15 protein-coding genes are annotated in these 18987 nt (G+C 69.7%); 12 read left to right on the top strand and 3 right to left on the bottom strand.

Annotated elements, in window-relative coordinates:
- Window positions 1-73: 73 nt before the first annotated feature.
- The 12 genes from LRR16_RS11860 (at window position 74) to LRR16_RS11915 (ending at window position 15443) form a co-directional block, all read left to right on the top strand.
- Window positions 74-541 (top strand): response regulator transcription factor, encoded by a 468-nt coding sequence (locus tag LRR16_RS11860; protein ID WP_043436615.1) that lies wholly within the window; start codon window positions 74-76, stop codon window positions 539-541.
- Between the two features lie 98 nt (window positions 542-639).
- On the top strand, window positions 640-948 hold the full coding sequence (locus LRR16_RS11865) for a hypothetical protein (RefSeq protein ID WP_231906542.1): 309 nt from the start codon (window positions 640-642) through the stop codon (window positions 946-948).
- Window positions 949-1356: 408 nt separating this feature from the next.
- Window positions 1357-2109 (top strand): phosphatase PAP2 family protein, encoded by a 753-nt coding sequence (locus LRR16_RS11870; protein ID WP_232205962.1) that lies wholly within the window; start codon window positions 1357-1359, stop codon window positions 2107-2109.
- A gap of 183 nt (window positions 2110-2292) precedes the next feature.
- On the top strand, window positions 2293-3705 hold the full coding sequence (locus tag LRR16_RS11875) for an undecaprenyl-phosphate glucose phosphotransferase (RefSeq protein WP_232205963.1): 1413 nt from the start codon (window positions 2293-2295) through the stop codon (window positions 3703-3705).
- A gap of 107 nt (window positions 3706-3812) precedes the next feature.
- Window positions 3813-4064: an acyl carrier protein gene (locus LRR16_RS11880; RefSeq protein ID WP_006579866.1), complete on the top strand. Its 252-nt coding sequence runs from the start codon at window positions 3813-3815 to the stop codon at window positions 4062-4064.
- A 98-nt stretch (window positions 4065-4162) separates the two neighbouring features.
- Window positions 4163-5293, top strand: coding sequence for an acyl-CoA dehydrogenase family protein (locus tag LRR16_RS11885; protein ID WP_370646798.1), 1131 nt, complete (start codon window positions 4163-4165; stop codon window positions 5291-5293).
- Window positions 5294-5304: 11 nt separating this feature from the next.
- Window positions 5305-6318: an amino acid--[acyl-carrier-protein] ligase gene (locus LRR16_RS11890; RefSeq protein WP_232205966.1), complete on the top strand. Its 1014-nt coding sequence runs from the start codon at window positions 5305-5307 to the stop codon at window positions 6316-6318.
- Complete coding sequence (locus LRR16_RS11895; protein WP_023263316.1) at window positions 6311-7303, top strand: DUF1839 family protein; 993 nt, start codon at window positions 6311-6313, stop codon at window positions 7301-7303. The genes LRR16_RS11890 and LRR16_RS11895 overlap by 8 nt, the downstream gene beginning before the upstream one ends.
- Window positions 7304-7373: 70 nt before the next feature.
- Window positions 7374-9965, top strand: coding sequence for a glycoside hydrolase family 2 protein (locus tag LRR16_RS11900; RefSeq protein ID WP_232205969.1), 2592 nt, complete (start codon window positions 7374-7376; stop codon window positions 9963-9965).
- Window positions 9966-10280: 315 nt separating this feature from the next.
- Complete coding sequence (locus LRR16_RS11905; RefSeq protein WP_006577453.1) at window positions 10281-11003, top strand: Crp/Fnr family transcriptional regulator; 723 nt, start codon at window positions 10281-10283, stop codon at window positions 11001-11003.
- A gap of 27 nt (window positions 11004-11030) precedes the next feature.
- Window positions 11031-13409 carry a polysaccharide biosynthesis tyrosine autokinase gene (locus LRR16_RS11910; protein ID WP_231906540.1) on the top strand — a complete coding sequence of 793 codons (2379 nt, stop codon included), beginning with the start codon at window positions 11031-11033 and terminating at the stop codon, window positions 13407-13409.
- 186 nt (window positions 13410-13595) lie between these two features.
- Window positions 13596-15443, top strand: a complete 1848-nt coding sequence (locus tag LRR16_RS11915; RefSeq protein ID WP_232205971.1) for an alpha/beta fold hydrolase — start codon at window positions 13596-13598, stop codon at window positions 15441-15443.
- Between the two features lie 82 nt (window positions 15444-15525).
- On the opposite strand, the gene LRR16_RS11920 is transcribed toward LRR16_RS11915, so the two are convergent.
- From LRR16_RS11920 to LRR16_RS11930, 3 genes are all read right to left on the bottom strand, one after another.
- Complete coding sequence (locus LRR16_RS11920; RefSeq protein ID WP_232205973.1) at window positions 15526-16002, bottom strand: hypothetical protein; 477 nt, start codon at window positions 16000-16002, stop codon at window positions 15526-15528.
- Between the two features lie 273 nt (window positions 16003-16275).
- Window positions 16276-18519, bottom strand: a complete 2244-nt coding sequence (locus LRR16_RS11925) for a polysaccharide biosynthesis tyrosine autokinase (protein ID WP_023265077.1) — start codon at window positions 18517-18519, stop codon at window positions 16276-16278.
- Window positions 18516-18980 carry a protein-tyrosine-phosphatase gene (locus LRR16_RS11930; protein WP_023265076.1) on the bottom strand — a complete coding sequence of 155 codons (465 nt, stop codon included), beginning with the start codon at window positions 18978-18980 and terminating at the stop codon, window positions 18516-18518. The genes LRR16_RS11925 and LRR16_RS11930 overlap by 4 nt, the downstream gene beginning before the upstream one ends.
- Between the last annotated feature and the right edge of the window lie 7 nt (window positions 18981-18987).

Here is an 18987-nt window from a genome sequence, read left to right on the forward strand (position 1 = left end):
CGGGAGGCGGCTTGCTAGGCTTATGGACATGCACGCCGGCAGTCACCTCGCCCTCCTGAGCTCGCCCGAGTCGATGACGACCATCCTTCTGGCCAACAACGCGATCATGGTGCGCGCGCTGTCGCGCTACCTGGGCAAGCGCCAGGCCTCTCGCCCGCTGACCTTGCAGTCGCCGGAATGGCTGCTGAACGCCCCCTCGACCGAACTGCCCAAACAACCCGTCGATTTCGCGCTGCTCGATTGCAGCAGCAGCGAAGCGGACCCGGTCGCGCTGATCGACGCCCTGTGCCAGCGCATCGCGCCGTGTCGATGGCTGCTGATCGCCCGGCCGGGCGCCACCGCGCTGACCCAGCGCGCGGCCCGGGCCGGCGCCGGCGGCTGCCTGCTGGCCCCGGCTTCTCCGGACCTGGTCTGCGCCGCGGTGGCGCTCGTCAGCGCCGGCGGCCAATGCTTTCCGCGCGCCAGCATGGCCTGGTTGATGGCGCCCGCTCCCGCACCGGCCTCCAACTTTTTGCGCCCTGGTTCTACGGCAAGCGGCTGATGGTCGCCCACCGGTGATGCCGCCTATGCTGGCACTACGCTGCTGGCGTAGCCGGACCCGGGATCAGAAGGTCCGCCGCCGCAGAAGCGGGGGGTCATATGAATGGAGGATCGGCGGTGCTGATCGTGCGCGGCTTCGCCGTGCCGGAGGGCCGCAACAAGTGGGCATGTTGTTATGAAATCCGGCTGGCATCGGCGTGCGATGGGCCGCTGGTCCATCGCGGCGAACTGCATGGCCGCGCATTCTGCAGCGAGGATGCCGCGGTGATCGCCGCCCGCGAAGCCGGCGAGCGCGAGGCGCGACGGCGTATCGCGGCAGGACTGGCGACGTCGTTCCTGTCGGTGGCGCCCGGCACGTGCGCAAGCAAGGGCGGCGACATCGAGACACCGCGGCCGGAAGATCGATAAGCGAAGCCTGCCGAACGTACACGAAGGGGGGAAAACAAGGCGCGTGCTCGGGGGAGCCGCATGTCGGATGACGAGTCGAACGACATGCGTACACGCGCGTCTCGGCCGCGGCGATCGCCCGGCCGGATCTGCGGACCACGGCGGAGCCGCCGCTCGATCGGCGGCACGCCGGGGTCCTTTCTTTTTTTGAAGGGTCGCGGGCAGGTCGACGAGGCGACGACGACCGCAGCCGGGAAGGGGGAAAAAAGAAGCCCGCAGACCGGGGGACCATGCGGGCTCCAAAGTGGCAGGCCGATTCCGCCTGGCCCACCACAAGACTGACGATATCCAATCGATCTTGCGACTTCCATCAACCAAAAGGACCAAAAGCCCACGCCTGAAGCGCGGCGGCACGGGGCCTTCGACACCATGTGGAACTGGCATTTGATCTCGCGCTTCGGCGACACCGCGCTGCTGTTGCCTTGCGCCGCGCTGTTGCTGCTGTCGCTTTGCCATCGCGGCGAATGGCGCGCGGCGCGCGACTGGTGCCTGGCGTTCGCCGCGGCGGCGGGACTGACACTGGCATCGAAGCTCGCCTTCATCGGCTGGGGCGTCGGCGTGCCTGCGCTCGACTTCACCGGCTTCTCCGGCCACAGCATGATGGCGGCGAGCGTGCTGCCGGTGCTGATGCATCGGCTCGCGCCGGGGCGTGCGCCGCGACTCGGGTGGGCCGCGGCAATGCTGGGCGCATCGCTCGCGCTGCTGGTGGGCTATTCGCGTCTGCCGCTGGGCGCGCATTCGGCCAGCGAAGTGATCGGCGGACTCACGCTGGGCTTTGCCGTCAGCGGCGGCTGTCTGCTCGCGACCGCGCCGCGCCGGCGCCGTTCGCCGCGCGCACCGCTGTTGCTGCTGCTTGGCGCCGTGCTGCTGGGCGTGCCGGCATCGGGCGCCCACGCGCCGACCGAACAATGGATCGAGCAGATCGCGCTGTATCTGTCCGGACGCGCGAGGCCGTTTCAACGCGCGGATTGGCCACGGCGCGAAGCCGCGACGATCCCGCCATCGTCACCGTCGTCGCTCGCCACGCCAACGTCCACGCCCACCACCATCACGCCTGCTGCACGGCCGCGGCCGCTTCCCGCGCAATGGCGCATCGATTCGATCTCCGCCACGCGCGACTAAAGAGCAGGCACAAGACGAAAGACCAACGAGAACGACAAGACCCGCCACCGCACCGTCGACCGCACCGCGCCGCCGTCCCCAAGTGTGTGTGGGCGAGCCAACAGACCCCACGCCGACCCGGGCGCGACGATGTTCCCGATATGCCGGCGCACGGCATCGACGGGGCAGCAAGGGGAGAGGGTCATGGCAACGGCAAGCGCGCAAGCGGTCGTCGAGCGGCAGACAGCGCTGCAACTGCTGTATCGGGTCTCGGATGCATTGACGGTCGGCATCTGCGGCATCCTGGTCGGCGAATTCTGGTTTCCCGAGGGCGGACTGGCATCGGCGGCGCCGGTGCACGGCTTCCTGACCGCGTTCTGCGCGGTCGCCACGCTGATCGTGTTTCCAGCCTGCGGACTGTACGAATCGTGGCGCGGCCGCAGCCGAGCCGCGCTCGGGCTGCGCACGCTGGCGGCATGGAGCCTGGTGGCCGTCAGCGGCCTGGTGCTGGCCTATCTGATGCATCAGATAGGCGCGGTGTCGCGGCTGTGGTCGACCAGCTGGTTCGGCGCCGTCTCGCTGGCGCTGGTGGGCTCGCGGCTGGTGCTGTACCAGCTGCTGGGCAATGTGCGGCAGCAGGGCATCAACGCCAAGCGCGTGCTGATCTTCGGCTACGGTCCGCTCGGCAACGAGATGTACCGGCGCGTGCAGCGCATTCGCGAGGCTGGCTATCACGTGGTGGGCATCTACTGCGACCACGACGACGACACGCTGCCGACCGGCGTGCCGATCCTGCGCGAGATGCGCGACGTCACGCGCTTCGTGCGCAGCCACGACGTGCGCGAGATCTGGCTGACGCTGCCGATGGCGGCGTGCCGCGACCTGTGCGACGTGGTCTACCAGTTCCGCAACGACCTGGTCGACATTCGCTGGGTACCCGACATCATGTCGGTCGAGCTGCTCGGTCACCGCTTCAGCGAATTCCTGGGCTTGCCGGTGATCGATCTGAACAGCCCGCCCGATTCGCGCATCACCGGCCTGCTCAAGGCAAGCTTCGATCGCGTGTTCGCCGCCGTGGCGCTGCTCGGCATGTCGCCGCTGCTGATCGCCATCGCGATCGGCGTCAAGCTGTCCTCGCCCGGTCCGGTGCTGTTCCGGCAGAAGCGCCTGGGCATCGACGGCAAGCCGTTCGACGTCTTCAAGTTCCGCACGATGGTGGTCCACCAGGACCGCGGCGTCACGCAGGCGACGCGCAACGATCCGCGCGTGACGCGCATCGGCGGCTTCCTGCGCCGTACCAGCCTCGACGAGCTGCCGCAGTTCTTCAACGTGCTGCGCGGCGAGATGTCGGTGGTCGGCCCGCGCCCGCATGCGCTCGAACACAACGAGATGTACAAGGAGCTGATCGACCGCTACATGCTGCGCCATCGCGTCAAGCCCGGCATCACCGGCTGGGCGCAGATCAACGGCCTGCGCGGGCAGACCGACACGGTCGAGAAGATGCGCGCCCGCATCGAGTTCGACATCTACTACATCCGCAACTGGTCCTTCCAGCTGGACCTGCGGATCATCGCGCGCACCGCACTGCACGGCTGGACTGGCAAGAGCGCGTTCTGAACGGGGTCCGGCCCACGGCGGTGGCGAACGTGCGTTGGCAAGCGCACGGTGCCGGCGGGTACGGTCGAGCCAAATGGGGCATACCAAGACCCCAGGGAGAGGAGACCATGAAAGCCACCCTACGCACGATCCTGGCGGAGGTGGGCCGGCTCGAGGTGCCAGCGGACACGCTGGACGACCAGGCCGACCTCTACGAAGCCGGTCTGTCGTCGCTCGCCACGGTGCACGTGATGCTGGCTATCGAGAACGCCTTCGATATCGAGATTCCGGACCGTATGCTGACGCGCCAGCTGTTCCGCAGCATCCAGTCGCTGGCCGACGCGATCGTCTATCTGCGCCAGCAGCAGGAGGCAGCATGAACGCGTTCGCCGCGCATGCGGTGCAGCCCCGCCCGCACGACGCCGCCGATCAGGGGCAGGACGATGCGCCGGAGTCCGGGCATCCGCCGCGGGACGCGATGGCCGCCGCGCGCGACGTCGTGCCGCTTGCCGCGGCGCAGGCCGATCGCGTCGACCGCGAAGCAGCGTTTCCCGAGCTGGCGATCGCCGCGCTGCGCGAGCGCGGCCTGCTCGGCGCGATGGTGCCGATCGAACTGGGCGGCGGCGGCGCAACGCTCGACACCATCGCGGCGATCTGCCGCGTGCTCGGCGGCGCCTGCGCGGCCACCGGCATGATCTACGCGATGCACCAGATCCAGGTCGCCTGCCTGGTCGCTCATGCGCGCGGCAGCATCTGGCACGAGCGCCTGCTGGCGCGCATCGCCGCCGACCAGCTGCTGCTGGCGTCGGCGACCTCGGAGCAGTCGATCGGCGGCGCGCTGCGCACCAGCGGCTGCGCGGTGGCCACGGACGGCGGGCGCTTTCACCTGGTCAAGATAGCGCCGACCATTTCGTACGGCGCGCAGGCCGACGTGATTCTCGCCACCGCTCGCCGGCATGCGGAGGCGCCGCAGTCCGACCAGGTGCTGGTCTGCGTGCTCGATGGCGATTGCACGCTGCAATGCACGAGCGGATGGGACACGCTGGGCATGCGCGGCACCTGCAGCAACGGCTTCCGGCTCGAGGCGCGCGGCGCCTGCGAGCAGATCGTGCCGGTGCCGTTCGGCGAGATCGCCGACGCGACCATGACGCCGGTGTCGCACATGCTGTGGAGCGCGTTGTGGACCGGCATCGCCGCCGACGCGGTGCAGCGGGCCAAGGCCTTCTTCCAGGGCCAGGCGAGGGCCCGGCCCGGCACGCTGCCGCCCTCGGCCACGCAGCTGGCCGAGGCCGCGGCGATGATCGACACGATGGAGGCGCGCGTGCAGATCGCGCTCGCGCATTACCGCCAGCACACGCCCGGCCGTTCCGTCTCCGCGGACTTTGCCTTCGCCGCCGAAATGAATGGCCTGAAGACCAGCGTGTCGACGCTGGCGCTGGAAGCGGTGCAGATCGCCCTGCTGATCTGCGGCATGGCGGGCTACAAGCAAGGCACGCCGTTCAGCGTCGGCCGTCATCTGCGCGATCTGTGGTCCGCGCCGCTGATGATCAGCAACGACCGCATCCTGACCAATACCGCCAGCCTGCTGCTGGCCGAACGTTCGCATTGAGGAGAATCGGCATGGACTACCAGAGCGGCCAGCACGATGGCGCCGTCGGGCCTGCCGACACCACGGCGCCGCCGCAGAGCCTGTCCCGGCCACCGGAGGAGGCCGCGCTGGCGGCGCAGCGGCGCTTTCGCCAGGCGCTGATCGAGGCGGGCCTGCTGATCCCGACCGGCGTCGATGGCTTGTATGGCCGCAGCGCAGACTTCGAGGCGATTGCAGACGGGCTGAACGCCGCCATCGGCGCGCTGGGCGCCGACCAGCAGGCCGAGGTGATGCGCTTTCCGCCGGCGATGGCGCGGCAGGACTTCGAAGCCAGCGAATACCTGAAGAGCTTTCCGCAACTGGCCGGCACCGTGCACAGCTTCTGCGGCGGCGATCGCGACCATCATCGGCTGCTGGCGCGGCTCGATGCCGGCGAGGAATGGGCCGACCAGCAGCGGCCCACGCGCGTGGTGCTGACCCCCGCCGCCTGCTATCCGATCTATCCGGTGATGGCCGCGCGCGGTCCGCTGCCGCCGCAGGGCCGCGTGGTCGACGTGCTGTCGTACTGCTTCCGCCATGAGCCCTCGGTGGATCCGGCGCGCATGCAGCTGTTCCGCATGCGCGAGTACGTGCGGCTGGGCACCGCCGAGCAGATCGTCGCGTTCCGCACGCAGTGGATCGAGCGCGGCAGTGCGCTGGCGCAGCAGCTGGCCCTGCCCTGGCAGCTCGATCTGGCCAACGACCCTTTCTTCGGCCGCGGCGGCAAGATCGTCGCCGACGGCCAGCGCGAGCAGAAGCTGAAGTTCGAACTGCTGATTCCGATTCACGACGACGCCCCGCCTACCGCCTGCATGAGCTTCAACTACCACAAGGACCACTTCGCCGAAGTCTGGCCGCTGCGCACCGCCGACGGCGCGCGAGCCCATACCGGCTGCGTCGGCTTCGGCATCGACCGGCTGATCCTGGCGCTGCTGCGCCACCACGGTTTCGCGCTGGCGCGCTGGCCGAGCCAGGTGCGCGAGCTGTTGGGACTGCGCCATGTATGACGGCACCGGGCGGCTGGCGCCATCCGTGCATGCCTCGCATGTGCTGCATACCGAGCAGGCGGTGTGGCCGCAGACCAACTGCTATGTCGACCTGTGGATCGAGTTGCTGCACGGCTGGCAGCTCGATCCGCTGGCGGCGCTGCCCTTTACCGTCGCGCAGGACTTCGAGGGCGACCAGTTCACCTTCTTCAAGTATCCGGTTGACGATCTCGAACGGCTCTATGGCGTGGTCGTGCAGGAGCTGTCGCTGTACGACGCGATGGAGCGCCATGTCGCGACGCAGACCGCGCGCGGCCACGTGGTGCTGCTCGAGGTCGACGGCTACTACCTGCCGGACAATCGCGCCACGTCGTACCGGCGCCAGCACACCAAGACCACCATCGGCATCGACGTGCTGATGCCCGAGGCGCGCGGCGTCGGCTACTACCACAACGACGGCTACCACGTCGCGCGCGGCGACGACTATGCGGGCCTGTTCCGGCTGCTGCCCGAGCTGCAGGCCGATCCGCACCTGCTGTTCCCGTATGCCGAGGTCGTGCGGCGGCGCTTTCCGCCGCTGTCCGGCCCGATGCTGCTGCGCGCGTCTTTGGCGCTGTTGCGGCGGCATCTGGCGCGGCGCCCGCGGCAGAACCCGATCGCGGCGTACCGGCAGGTGTTTCCGCAGCACCTGGACGAACTGGCGGTACGCGGCGAGCCGGCCTTCCACCCGTACGCGTTCAACGTGCTGCGCCAGCTGGGCGCCAACTTCGAGCTGCTCGGCAAATACCTGCGCTGGCTCAGCGTGCAGGGACAGCCGTTGCCGGCCGCGATCGCCACCGCCTGCCAGCGCCTGGCGTCCGAGGCGATGGTGATGCAGTTCCGGCTGATCCGCTCGATTCTCGGACGCCGGCCCGACCCCTGCCAGGATTGCCTCGATCAGATGGAAGCCTGCTACGAGGCCGCGGTGCCGGCGCTTGCCGCCTATGTCGGCGAGGGCGAGCCCTGACGCCGCGGGCGCGGCGGGCGCCGTGGGCGCCGGGGAGGCCGCGGTAACCGCGACGGTTGGGAGCGAGCGCATGGCGCCGGCCATGCCGCTCGGCCGGCCGCTGGTGCACCAGCCTCTGGCCGGCCCGTGGCGCATGCTGGAGACCGACGCCGATGCCATCGCCACGCCGCTCGACTTGCCGGCCGGCGGCGACTGGCTGCCCGCTCCGGTCCCCGGCACGGTCGCGCGGGCGCTGCAGGCGGCCGGCCGCTGGTGCGACGAGGCGCCGCCTGCCTTGCACGGGCGCGACTACTGGTATCGCGTGCCGATCTCCGGCGAGGGACTGCACACTCTGCGGCTACGCGGCCTCGCCACGATCTGCGAGGTGTGGCTCGACGGCACGCGCGTGCTTGACAGCCGTTCGATGTTCGTCGAGCACGAGATCGCGCTGACGCTGTCGGGTACCCACACGCTGTCGCTGTGCTTTCGTTCTCTCGAACGTGCGTTGCGGGGCCGCCGCGGCCCGGTGCGATGGAAGCCGCGGCTGGTGTCGTTGCCATCGTTGCGGCATGTCCGCACCACGCTGCTCGGCCATATGCCGGGCTGGTGTCCGCCCGTCCACGCGGTCGGGCCATGGCGCGAGATCGATCTGTTGCCGGCGCCATCGGCCACGCGAGCGCTCGACGCCGCGCGCTGCGAGATCAGCGCGCGCCTGGACGGCAACGATGGCGTCGTGTCGGTACAGGTGCGCGGCGTCGCTGCACCGCTCGACAGTCCGCTGATGCTGGCGATCGACGGCCACGAGGCCGCGTTGACGTGCCGGCAGATCGAACGACTCGGCCCGCACCACTGCCCGGAGCACGACACCATATGGCACGGCACCGTATCGGTGCCCCGCGTCCGCAAATGGTGGCCACACACACACGGCGAGCCGGCGCTGTACGACGTCACGTTGCGCGCCGGCGCGCAGACGCTGCATTGCGCGCGGGTCGGCTTCCGGCAGATCGATGTCGACGACAGCGATGGCGGCTTCGTCGTCCGCGTCAACGGCGTGCCGGTCTTCTGCCGCGGCGCCTGCGTGGCCAGCCTCGATCTGCACGGCCACGCGCCCGACGCGCGGAACTGCGCCGCGTGGCTGGCGCAGGCGCGCGAGGCCAACATGAACATGGTTCGCGTCAGCGGCGTGACCTGCTACCAGGGCGAAGCGTTCTACGCGGCCTGCGATGCGATGGGCCTGCTGGTCTGGCAGGACTTTCCATTCGCCAACTTCGACTATTCGAACATCGATGGCGCCAACCCCGCCTCCGATGCCGGCACCGCACTGCTCGACGACGTCCGCCAAGAGGTGCGCCAATGGCTCGCCGCACATGGCCATCATCCGAGCCTGGCGGTGCTGTGCGGCGGCAGCGAAGCGGAGCAGCAGGCCGCGATGCTCGGCGCTCCGTGCGAGACGTGGCGCCAGCCGCTATTCGACACGGTGATTCCCGACTGCCTCGCCGCGCACGGCGTCTCGGTGCCTTATGTCCGCAATTCGCCGAGCGGCGGTGCCTGGCCGTTCCAGCCCGATCGCGGCGTCAGCCACTACTACGGCGTCGGCGCCTACCAGCGGCCGCTGGAGGACGCGCGGCGCGCGCGTGTGCGCTTTGCCGCCGAATGCCTGGCCTTCGCCAACGTGCCATGCGAGCGCACGCTGCGCGAGACGATGGCCGGTGTGGCGCCGGTGCACGATCCGCACTGGAAGCGCGCGGTGCCGCGCGATGCCGGCGCCAGTTGGGATTTCGAGGACGTGCGCGACTTCTACCTGCAGTCGCTCTATGCGGTCGATCCCGCGCGGCTGCGCCGGGAGGATCCGGCGCGCTATCTGTATTGTTCGCGCGCGGTGGTCGCCGAGCTGATGAGCGAGGTCTTTGCCGAATGGCGCCGCGCAGGCTCGTGCTGCGCCGGCGGGCTGGTATGGCAATGGCAGGACCTGGTACCCGGTGCGGGCTGGGGCATCGTCGATGCGCTGCGCCGGCCCAAGTCGGGCTGGCATGCGCTGCGCCAGGTCTGGCAGCCGCTGCAGGTGCTGATCACCGACGAAGGCCTGAACGGCGTCCATCTGCATCTGATCAACGAGAGCGCCGTCGCGCAGCCGATGCGCCTGCAGCTGCGCTGCCTGCGCGATGGTCTGACGCCGCTGCTCGACGTGGCGCGCGACTTCATGCTGGCGCCGCGCTCGGTGCAATGTGTCAGCGGCGCCGAGCTGGCCGGCGAGTTCTTCGACTTCGCCCATGCCTACCGCTTCGGCCCGCGCCTGCATGACGTGGTCCATGCGGCGTGGCTCGATGGCAGCGGCACGGTGGTCAGCGAGGCTTTCTATCTGCCCGATCGCAGCGCGGCCGCGCTGTCGCCGCCGGAGCTGCATGCGCAGGTCGAGCGTGTCGATGGCCAGTGGTGGCTGACGATATCGGCGCGCCGTTTCGCACGCTGGGTGCAGATCGACGATGCCAACCTGCAACCGGCAAGCGATTACTTCCATCTCGCACCCGGCGCGAGCCGCCGTGTGCTGCTGCGTGCCGACGACGAACCGGGTCACGGGGACAGGCGCGCCGCAGAAGGCCTAAACCGTCTGGCGAGCGCAGCCATCCCGATGGGTGAGATTCGCGCGCTGAACGCACCTCGTCCACTTGGCTACGGCGCCTGACGCATCGGCGCGCAGGCCAGTCCCCATCACGACCCGCCGACGCGTCGCCGAAGTGGTGCGCCAAACGGTTGCATCGCTGTAACGCGGCTCCCTTCCGATTCCCACCTACCGAAGGATGAGCAGGTTTCAGCCGTGCGGCTACTGTTGGGCGTCCCACAGATGGAACTTAATGGAAGCACGCAAGCCGCACCGCGTCGCCGTTACGGTCAGCGTGTTGTCTCGTGGTTGTGACGGACGTCGTCGATGGGCATCGGTGCGAGGCGGGGGAAAACAGGGAAAGCCAGGGAACAAAAAGGACAAGAAGGGAGAACAGAAATGATCGGTCAACGTTCGGATTTGCACGTCAACCACCTGCTGGCCTCGCTGCCGCGCAAGGAATGGGAAACGCTGTCGGGGCACCTGGAGCTGGTACGGATGCGTGCGGGACAACTGCTCACCGACTCGGGTCAACGCATCCATCATGTGTACTTTCCAACCACGGCGATCGTGTCGATGCTGTCGCTGCTGGAAAACGGCGCGACGGCCGAGATCGCCGCGATCGGCAATGAGGGGCTGGTCGGCATTCCGGTGCTGACCGGTGGCGACACCATGCCGTGCCGCGTCGAGGTCCGCACGCCGGGCTTCGCGTACCGGCTGTCGGCCGGCACGTTGCGCCAGGAGTTCATGCGCTCGCCGACGATCCAGCGCGCCACGCTGCTGTACGTGCAGGCGGTGCTGACGCAGATCGCGCAGACCGCGGTCTGCAATCGCCATCATTCGTTGAACAAGCAGCTGTGCCGCTGGCTGCTGCTCGCGCTCGATCGCATGGCGACCAACGAGCTGGTGATCACGCAGCAGGTCATCGCCAACATGCTGGGCGTGCGCCGCGAGGGCGTGACCGAGGCCGCCGGCAAGCTGGAGGACCTCGGCCTGATCCACCACAGCCGCGGCCATATCACGGTGCTCGATCGTCATGGGCTCGAAGCGCATTCGTGCGAATGCTACAAGCTCGTCAAGCGCGAATTCGACCGGCTGCTGCCGGCCCTCGCCGAAGCGTGATTTGCGCCAGTGCGTCAGGAGATTGCCGTGGACAGGTTGTCTTTCGCCGGAACGATGCCGGCTCCCAACGTGGTGCCGCAGCGGCCGGCCGGCTATGCGCGTGCGCTGCAGGATCGCGCGGGCTTGCTGGTCGGCGCGACGCTGGCCGGCGCGGCCGTGGCCGGACTGGCGGCGCTGACGGTGCCGCCGCGCTACGAAGCCGCGGCGCTGATCCAGGTCGCGCGGCCTGACGTTGCCGTCAGCGGCACGCCGGGCGCGCCATCGACGCCCGCCGCCGGCTTCGACGCCAGCATTCTGAAGAGCCGCGCGGTCGCCGCGCCGGTGATCGAGCAGCTCAGGCTGGGCATCACCGCCGAGCCGGTACGCGCGCCGCTGGTGGGCGCGCTGGCGGCGCGGCTGTCGGAGCCCGGACAGGTGCGCGGCGCCTGGCCGCCGGGAATGGGCTACGCATGGGGCGGCGAGCGCATCGCGCTCGATACGCTCGCAGTGCCCGAGCGGCTGCTGAACAAGCCGCTGACGCTCGAGGTGCTCAGCGGCGGCGCGTTCCGCCTCGGCGATGCCAACCGTACGCTGCTCGAAGGCCGCGTCGGCGAGACGGCCGCGGTCGACGGCGTCGAGGTACTGATCTCGCGCATCGACGCGCGGCCCGGCACGCGTTTCACGCTGATGCGCCGTGATCCGGTCGCGACCGTCGATGCGATCGCGAGCCAGCTCAAGGTCAGCGAAATGCCGGGCGGCACCGTGCGGCTGTCGTGGCAAAGCGGCGATCGCAAGCAGGCCGCCGATCTGATCAACGGCATCGCCGAGGGCTATATCCGCGGGCAGACCAGCGCCCGTCGCGGCGACGCGGCCGAATCGCTGGCGTTCCTCGCGGCCGAGCTGCCGCGCGTGCAGGCCGAGCTCGAACGCGCGGAGTCGGCGCTGACCCGCTATCGCTCGCGCTCGGGCTCGATCCAGCCGACGCAGGATGCGCAGTCGTATCTGCAGGGCAGCATGGAATATCAGCGCCAGATCGCGGCGCTGCGGCTCGAGCGCACCAAGCTGCTGCAGCGTTTCACTACCGATGCGAACGAGGTCAAGACCGTCGACAGCCAGATCCAGCAACTGATCCGCGAGCGGCGCGAACTCGACGAACGGATGCAGAACCTGTCGCTGTCCGAGCGCGAATCGGTCGCGTTGACGCGCGACGTCAAGGTGGCCGAGGACATGTACATGACCCTGCGCCGCAAGATCGAACAGCTGTCGCTGGTGCAGGCCGACCGCAGCAGCGCGGTGCGTGTCGTCGATGCGGCCGCTGCCTCGACCGTGCCCGTCGGTATCGGCCCATGGCCGGCCGCGGTGGCAGGCGGCGCGGCGGCGCTGGCGCTGGCGATCGGCGGCGTGATGCTGCGCCGGCGCGTCAAGCCTGTGGTCGCCGATGCCAACGAAGCGGAGGCGCGCCTGGGACTGCCGATGCTCGGCGACGTCGCCTTCAGCGACGAACAGGCCGAACTTGAGCGCCAGGCCGAACTGGAGCGGCGCTTCGGCGCGATGGCGGCGATGGGACTGGCCGACGCCGCGCGCCAACGGCTGGCCGCGCCCGCGCCAGGCACCGCGCTGGCCGAGGCGCAAGGCGGCGCGGACCCGCAGGCCGGCGCCCGCAACGGCAACGGGCTGCACGACCGCTTCCTGCTGGCGCGCCGCTCGCCGCATGCCTTGGCGGTCGAAGGCTTGCGCAGCGTGCGCGCCTCGCTGTACTTCGGCCTGCGCGGCGCGCCCGATGGCGTGCTGGCGATCACCAGTCCCGCGCCCGGTGCCGGCAAGACCTTCGCCGCGGTCAATCTCGCGGTGCTGTTCGCCGAGGCCGGGCAACGCGTGCTGCTGATCGACGCCGACATGCGGCGCGGCAAGGTTGCGACGTGGTTTGGCCAGGCCGCCGAGCCGGGCCTGTCCGATGTGCTGGCCGGCCGCATTCCGGTCGGCGCGGCGGTGCAGCCGACCGTGGTCGCGGGCCTGTGCATCCTCGGTGCCGGCGCGACGCCGGCCAATCCGTCGGAACTGTTGATGCTGCCGACGCTGAAGGACGCGCTGCAGCAGTGCAAGGAGCGCTTCGACCTGGTCATCGTCGATACGCCGCCGGTGCTGTCGGTCGCCGACGCGATGCTGATCGCCAGCCTGGCCGGCTCGACGCTGCTGGTGATGCGCGCAGACGTGACGCTGCCCGGCCAGGTCGACGACACGCTCAAGCGGCTGTCGCGCGCCGATGCGCGCATCGCGGGAGGCATCATCAACGGCGTCGCGCAGCGTCGCAGCAACCGCGCGGACTTTGCCACCATCAATCCGTATCTGGGCATGCCGCTGCCGCCTGCAACACCGGCGGCCCGTGCCCTCGAACGTCCGGTGGCGGCCGCCGCGGGCAAGGCGTGAAGCGGGCAAGGCGTGAAGCGGGCAAGGCGTGAAGCGGGCAAGGCGTGAAGCGGGCAAGGCGTGAAGCGGGCAGCGTACCAGTTTCTGCGTAGGTGTCGGGCAGGATTGCGGAGGCAGTAGGAACGTTTCGAGCAGGCACGCGCGGGCTCTTGTCCGCGCGCCTTCTCGGCATCCGGGGGAAGACCGATGAAGCGAGTGGCGTTCGACCACTGCGTCGGCTGGCTGCATCCAGGCCCTGGCGCAACCGGCGTGGTGTTGTGCGCGCCTTGGGGTCACGAAGCGATGTGGTCGCATCGCGCGTGGCGGCATCTGGCCGACGACCTCGCCAGCGCCGGCATGCCGGTGCTGCGCTTCGACTATCCCGGCTGTGGCGATTCCGCGGGGACCGAGGACGGTCCCGATCGGCTCAGCGCCTGTGCGCACAGCATCGTGCGTGCGGCCCAGACGCTGCGCGCGCATACCGGCGCCGAACGCGTGGTGCTGTGCGGCCTGCGCCTGGGCGCGACGCTGGCGGTGCTGGCCGCCGAGGCAATGGCCGCCGACGGCGGCCAGCGTGCCGATGGACTGGTCCTGCTGGCGCCTCCTGTGACGGGCCGCAGCTATCTGCGGGAGCTGCGCGCGCTGCAGCGCAGCTGGTGCAATAACGCGATCCCCGATATCCCGGTCGCGCCGCCGGGCGACGGTTCCTGCGAGGTGCTGGGCTATCGGCTGCCTTCGGATGCGGTGGCCTTGCTCGAGAGCCTGCGGCTCGAGCGCCGCGCGGTCTGTCCCGCGCCGCGCATGCTGCTGCTCGATGCGTGGCCCGGGCCCGGTTCGCCGGTCGCCGCGCTGGCGGGCCGCTACCGTGCGCAGGGCGCGCAGGTGACGCGGCTCGACTTCGACGAGTATCCCGCGATGATGCGTTCGGCCGAGCACAGCAGCGTGCCCGAGCAGGCGTGGCAGCAGGTCGCGCAATGGCTGGGTCCGGCCGCATCGGTCGCGCGCCGTGGGCAGCCGTCGTGCCATGTCGACGGCGATGCGGTGCTGCGGGTCGCGGGCGCGGTGGAGCAGCCGGTGTGGCTCGATGGCGGCCGTCAGTTCGGCGTGCTGTGCGCGCCCGACGATGGCGGTAATGCGACCCGCACCGCGGTGCTGTTTCCGAACACAGGCGGCAACCACCATGTCGGCGACTGCCGGCTGTTCGTCACGCTGTCGCGCCAGCTCGCCGATGCCGGCGTGGCGGCATTGCGGCTTGACGTATCGGCGCTCGGCGACAGTCCGCTGGCGGCGCGCACGATGCGCATTGCGACGCTCTACGGCGAACAACCGGGGCGCGATGTCGCGGCGGCGGTGGCGTGGCTGAGGGCACGCGGATATCGGCGCGTGGTCGTCGGCGGGGTTTGCTCGGGCGGCTTCGTCGCGCTGCAGGCCGCGCTGGCCGGGGCACCGATCGACGGGCTGGTGCTCGCCAATCTGCTGAAATTCCGCTGGGACAGCCGGGACGGCGACGATGACACCGATGCGCAACTGCAATCGACACGCGTCTATCTGGCGGCGGCGCGCAATCCCGCGCAATGGCTGCGGCTGCTGCGCGGCGAGATCGATCCATGGCCGCATGCCGCGGCGCTGGCGCGCCGGCTATTTACCGGCCGTGCGAATGCCGGCGCCAAGCCCGGCGCGAACGATCCGGACACCTGGGCGCGCGACGCGATGCACAGCCTGCAACGCCGCGGCGTGCGCGTCGACCTGCTGTATGGGGCGGGGGATATCGGCCTGGAGGAAGCCCGCTCGTGCTTCGGCCGGCATCTGGAGGCGCTGGCCCAGTTGAGCGGCATTCGGGTCCACGTGCTGCCGCGGCTGGACCATTCGCTGTTCCTGGCCGAGAGCCGCGCGCAATTCGCCGCTGGCCTGATGCGGCATCTGGCGGCGCTGGATTTGCTGGATGCATCGAGTGCGCCAATGGAAGCGGCGCCGGCTTCTTCGCGGGCCGCTTCCACCGGCATCGCACCGGCCACGACGCCGACCGCGCGAGCCGCATCCCGGATGCTGGACTAACGCCGCGGCGTCGTCCAGCGCCCGGGGCGGCCCTACGCTGCGTCAGCGTCTCAGCGTCTCAGCGTCTCAGCGCATCAGCGCATCAGCGCGCCGGCGGCGTCGTCAGTTCGCGCTTGGCCTCTTCGTTGGCCTCGCGCATTTCCGCCTTGCGCTCCTGCTTGGCGGCGTTCACTTCCTGCCGGTATTCCTGCCGCGCTTCGGACTTGCGCGCGCGGTACTCACCGCGCGCCTCGGCGCGCGCCATGCGCCGCTCGACCAGCGGGTCCAGCTTCGGCTGGAGCTGGTAGACACCAGGCCCGTGAGGAACGGCCACCATGCCGGCCGGAACGCTGCCGGGGGCGGGGCCGGTCGTCGGCATGGTCGAGGCTCCGGCGGGGGCCATCGTGCCGGCACCAGCGCCGGCGCCAACACTGGCACCAGCACCCGCGCCAACGCTGGTGTCGGCACCGGTGCCGGTGGAAGGCGCCATCGGCGTCTGGGCAAAGGCAGTTGCGCTGATCAGACCCGCGGCCAGCGCCGCCAGGGCGGTTCGGGTGCGCACAGTCAGGTTTCGGGACATATCAGACCTCGTGAGTTGTTATCGAACGAAGCCCGCGGCCGTGCAGGCCGCGGGGACGACGGTGGCGGCGCACGCCCGGAGGATGCTGCCGCTCGCTCGATTTTTGATGGCAAGCGGCCGTCGCCGTTTCCGCGTTCCAACAACTCCTTACAAATGGCAAAAAGACCGACAGCGGCTTCCTACGCGGCGCGCGCCCGCTGTCCTACAAAACGCCGATCCCCGCGCGCGGCGGGGATCGGTGCCGATACGACGGTAGGGTCAAAGCTGCCGGTATCAGGCCCGCTTGGCCTTGATCGCGCTGTACTGGTTCATATAGCGATACTTGCCGAAGTGGTAGTGCGAGCGGTACCAGCGGCCCTCGACGTGCAGGCCGTTGAACAGCACGCCCTTGACGTCGCCGCCGGCATGGCGGATCGCCTTGTCGGTCGCCTGCAGCTCGCTGGCGGTGGTGACATCGGCGCGCGCCACCAGGAATACCGCGCCCGCGCGGCTGGCCAGGATGCCGGCATCGGCCGCCGCCAGCACCGGCGGTGAATCGATCAGCACCACGTCGTAGCGCGCCTTCAGTTCGTCGATCAGCGCCTCCATGCCGGGGCTGTTCAGCATGTCGGCCGGCTGCGGCGCCTGCGCCCCGGTCGGGATGAAGTCCAGCCCCGGCGCGACCTGGCGCTGCACCACCTTGTCCAGCGGCGTGCCGAGCAGCACGTCGCTCAGGCCCGGCGAGCGGCGCGAGCCGAAGCGGTGGTTCAGCCCGCCGCGGCGCAGGTCGGCGTCGACCAGCGCGACGCGCTTGCCGCCCGCGCCGAGGATCGCGGCGAAGTTCGCGGCGATGAACGACTTGCCGACGCCCGGCGCGGGGCCTGTGATCACCACGATGCGGTTGCGGCTGCCGACCAGCGCGAACTGCAGCGCGGTGCGGAAGCTGCGCAGGCTCTCCATCGCCGGGTCCTCCGGCTCCTGCAGCGCGAGCAGGCCGGGCAGCGGCTTGGCGCCGCCGAACTTGCGGGTCTGCTGCTGGCTCAGCGGGATCGTGGCGTAGACCGTCAGGCCGGTCTGCTGCTCGATCTCGTCGGCATCGGTCAGCCCGCCGTCGAGCGAGCGGCGCACCACCACCATCAGCAGGCCGGCCAGCACGCCCAGGCCCACCGCCACCGCGACGATCAGCGGGCGGTTCGGCCGCACCGGCTTGAGCGGCACGTTGGCCGGGTCGACCAGGCGTGCGGTGCCGACCTTGCTCGCCTTCATCAGCTTGAGCTGCTGCACGTCGTTGAGCAGCGCCTGATAGAGCTCGGTGTTGACCTTGACGTCGCGCATCAGCCGCAGCACGTTCTGCTCGACATCGGGCAGGCGCTGGATGCGGCCGGTGACGCCGTTCAGCTGCGCGGTCAGGCTCTCGATCTGGCCGTCGATCGCGGTGATGCTGGGGTGATCGCCGACGAAGCGCATCGCCAGTTCCTGCCGCTTCTGCTTCAGCTCCTGCAAGCGGGTCTGGATCTGCACCGACTGCGCCAGGATCAGCTTCGATTCCTCGCTCAGGTCCACCGTGCCGCGCTGGTTGCGCATCGCGTTATAGCGCGATTCGGCGGCCTCCACCTGCTGGCGCAGCTGCGGCATCTGGCCCTGCAGGAATTCGAGCGACTTCTCCGCTTCCGCGGCCTTGCGGCGCACGTTCTGCTCGACGTACTCCATGCCGATCTCGTTGAGGATCGCCGCGGTCAGCTGCGGCGAATCGCCTTCGAGCGTGACGCCGATCACGCCGCTCTGCTTGCCGCGCTCCATGATGTGAAGCTGCTGCTGCAGGCGGGCGATCGCAGCCAGGCGCGGCAGATGGCGCAGTGCGAACTGCGCGCCGGGACGGCCGTCGAGCTTGCTGATCGTCAGGTTGACCGGGCCGTAGGCGGTCTTGACGGTCAGCGGCTCGCCGACCTTGCCGTTGGCGCGGGCCGGATCGCTGTCGAAGCTGACGCGGTATTCGCCCTTGCCGAGCGCGGTGACCGTGATCTTGCGTTCGTCCATCTCGGCCGGCACCGTCAGCTCGCTGACGGCGATCGATTCGCTGCCCCAGGCGAAGCCGCCCCAGCCGAACAGCCCCGGCCGCGACAGCTCGCTGTTGTTCTGCGCGATCGCGCGGCCGATGATCGGGAAGTAGCGCGGCGACGCCTCGACGTTCAGCATCAGGTTGTCGACCGCGCGCCCGACCACCATGCGCGATTGCAGCAGCTCGATCTCGGCGGAGGCGGCCGACTTGACCTCGATTACCGGCGAGATCTGCGCGGCCACGCGGTTGGTCGCCGCCGTGGTGTTGGTGCTTTCCTCCACCTGCACCATGATGTCGGCGCGATAGACCGGGCGCGCGATCAGCGCGTAGATCGTCCCGAGCGCGATGACCAGGCCCGCCACCGTCAGGAAGGTCCACCGGTATCGCGCCAGCACGTCGAACCAGGATGTCAGATCGACCATGCCATCGCGCTCGTCCGCGCGCTCGGAGTGGGTGCTCCGGATGTTGTTGCTGTTCATGATGCCTCCCCGTGACATTCGGCCGGCGCAATGGCTCTTATGCGTGCCGACCAGGATTCGATGCCCGTCTTGATCAAGCCGAGTGCGATGGTGAACATGCTGTGCGAACCGCCGAAGGGATCGGGCACATCGGCCGCGATGAATTCGCCGATGCGATAGACGCGGCCGCGTGCGTCCGGAAACCGGCGCTCGACCTCGTCGCGCTGCTCGAGGTCCATCACCAGCACCAGATCGGCCCACTCCACCAGTTGCGCATCGACGGCGCGGGCACGGTGCCCGCGCAGTTCATGCCCTTCGGTGGCCATCAGCGCGATCGCGCACGGATGCGCTGCCGCGCCGACCGGCGGTGCCAGTCCCGCGGAGGCCACCTCGCACGTTGGCAGCGCCTGCCGCAGCAGGGCTTCCGCCATCGGACTGCGACAGGTATTGCCGATGCAGACCACCAATATGGTTCGGATCATCGCGCCC

It is taken from the genome of Cupriavidus sp. UGS-1, assembly GCF_021213615.1.
Lineage (GTDB): Bacteria > Pseudomonadota > Gammaproteobacteria > Burkholderiales > Burkholderiaceae > Cupriavidus.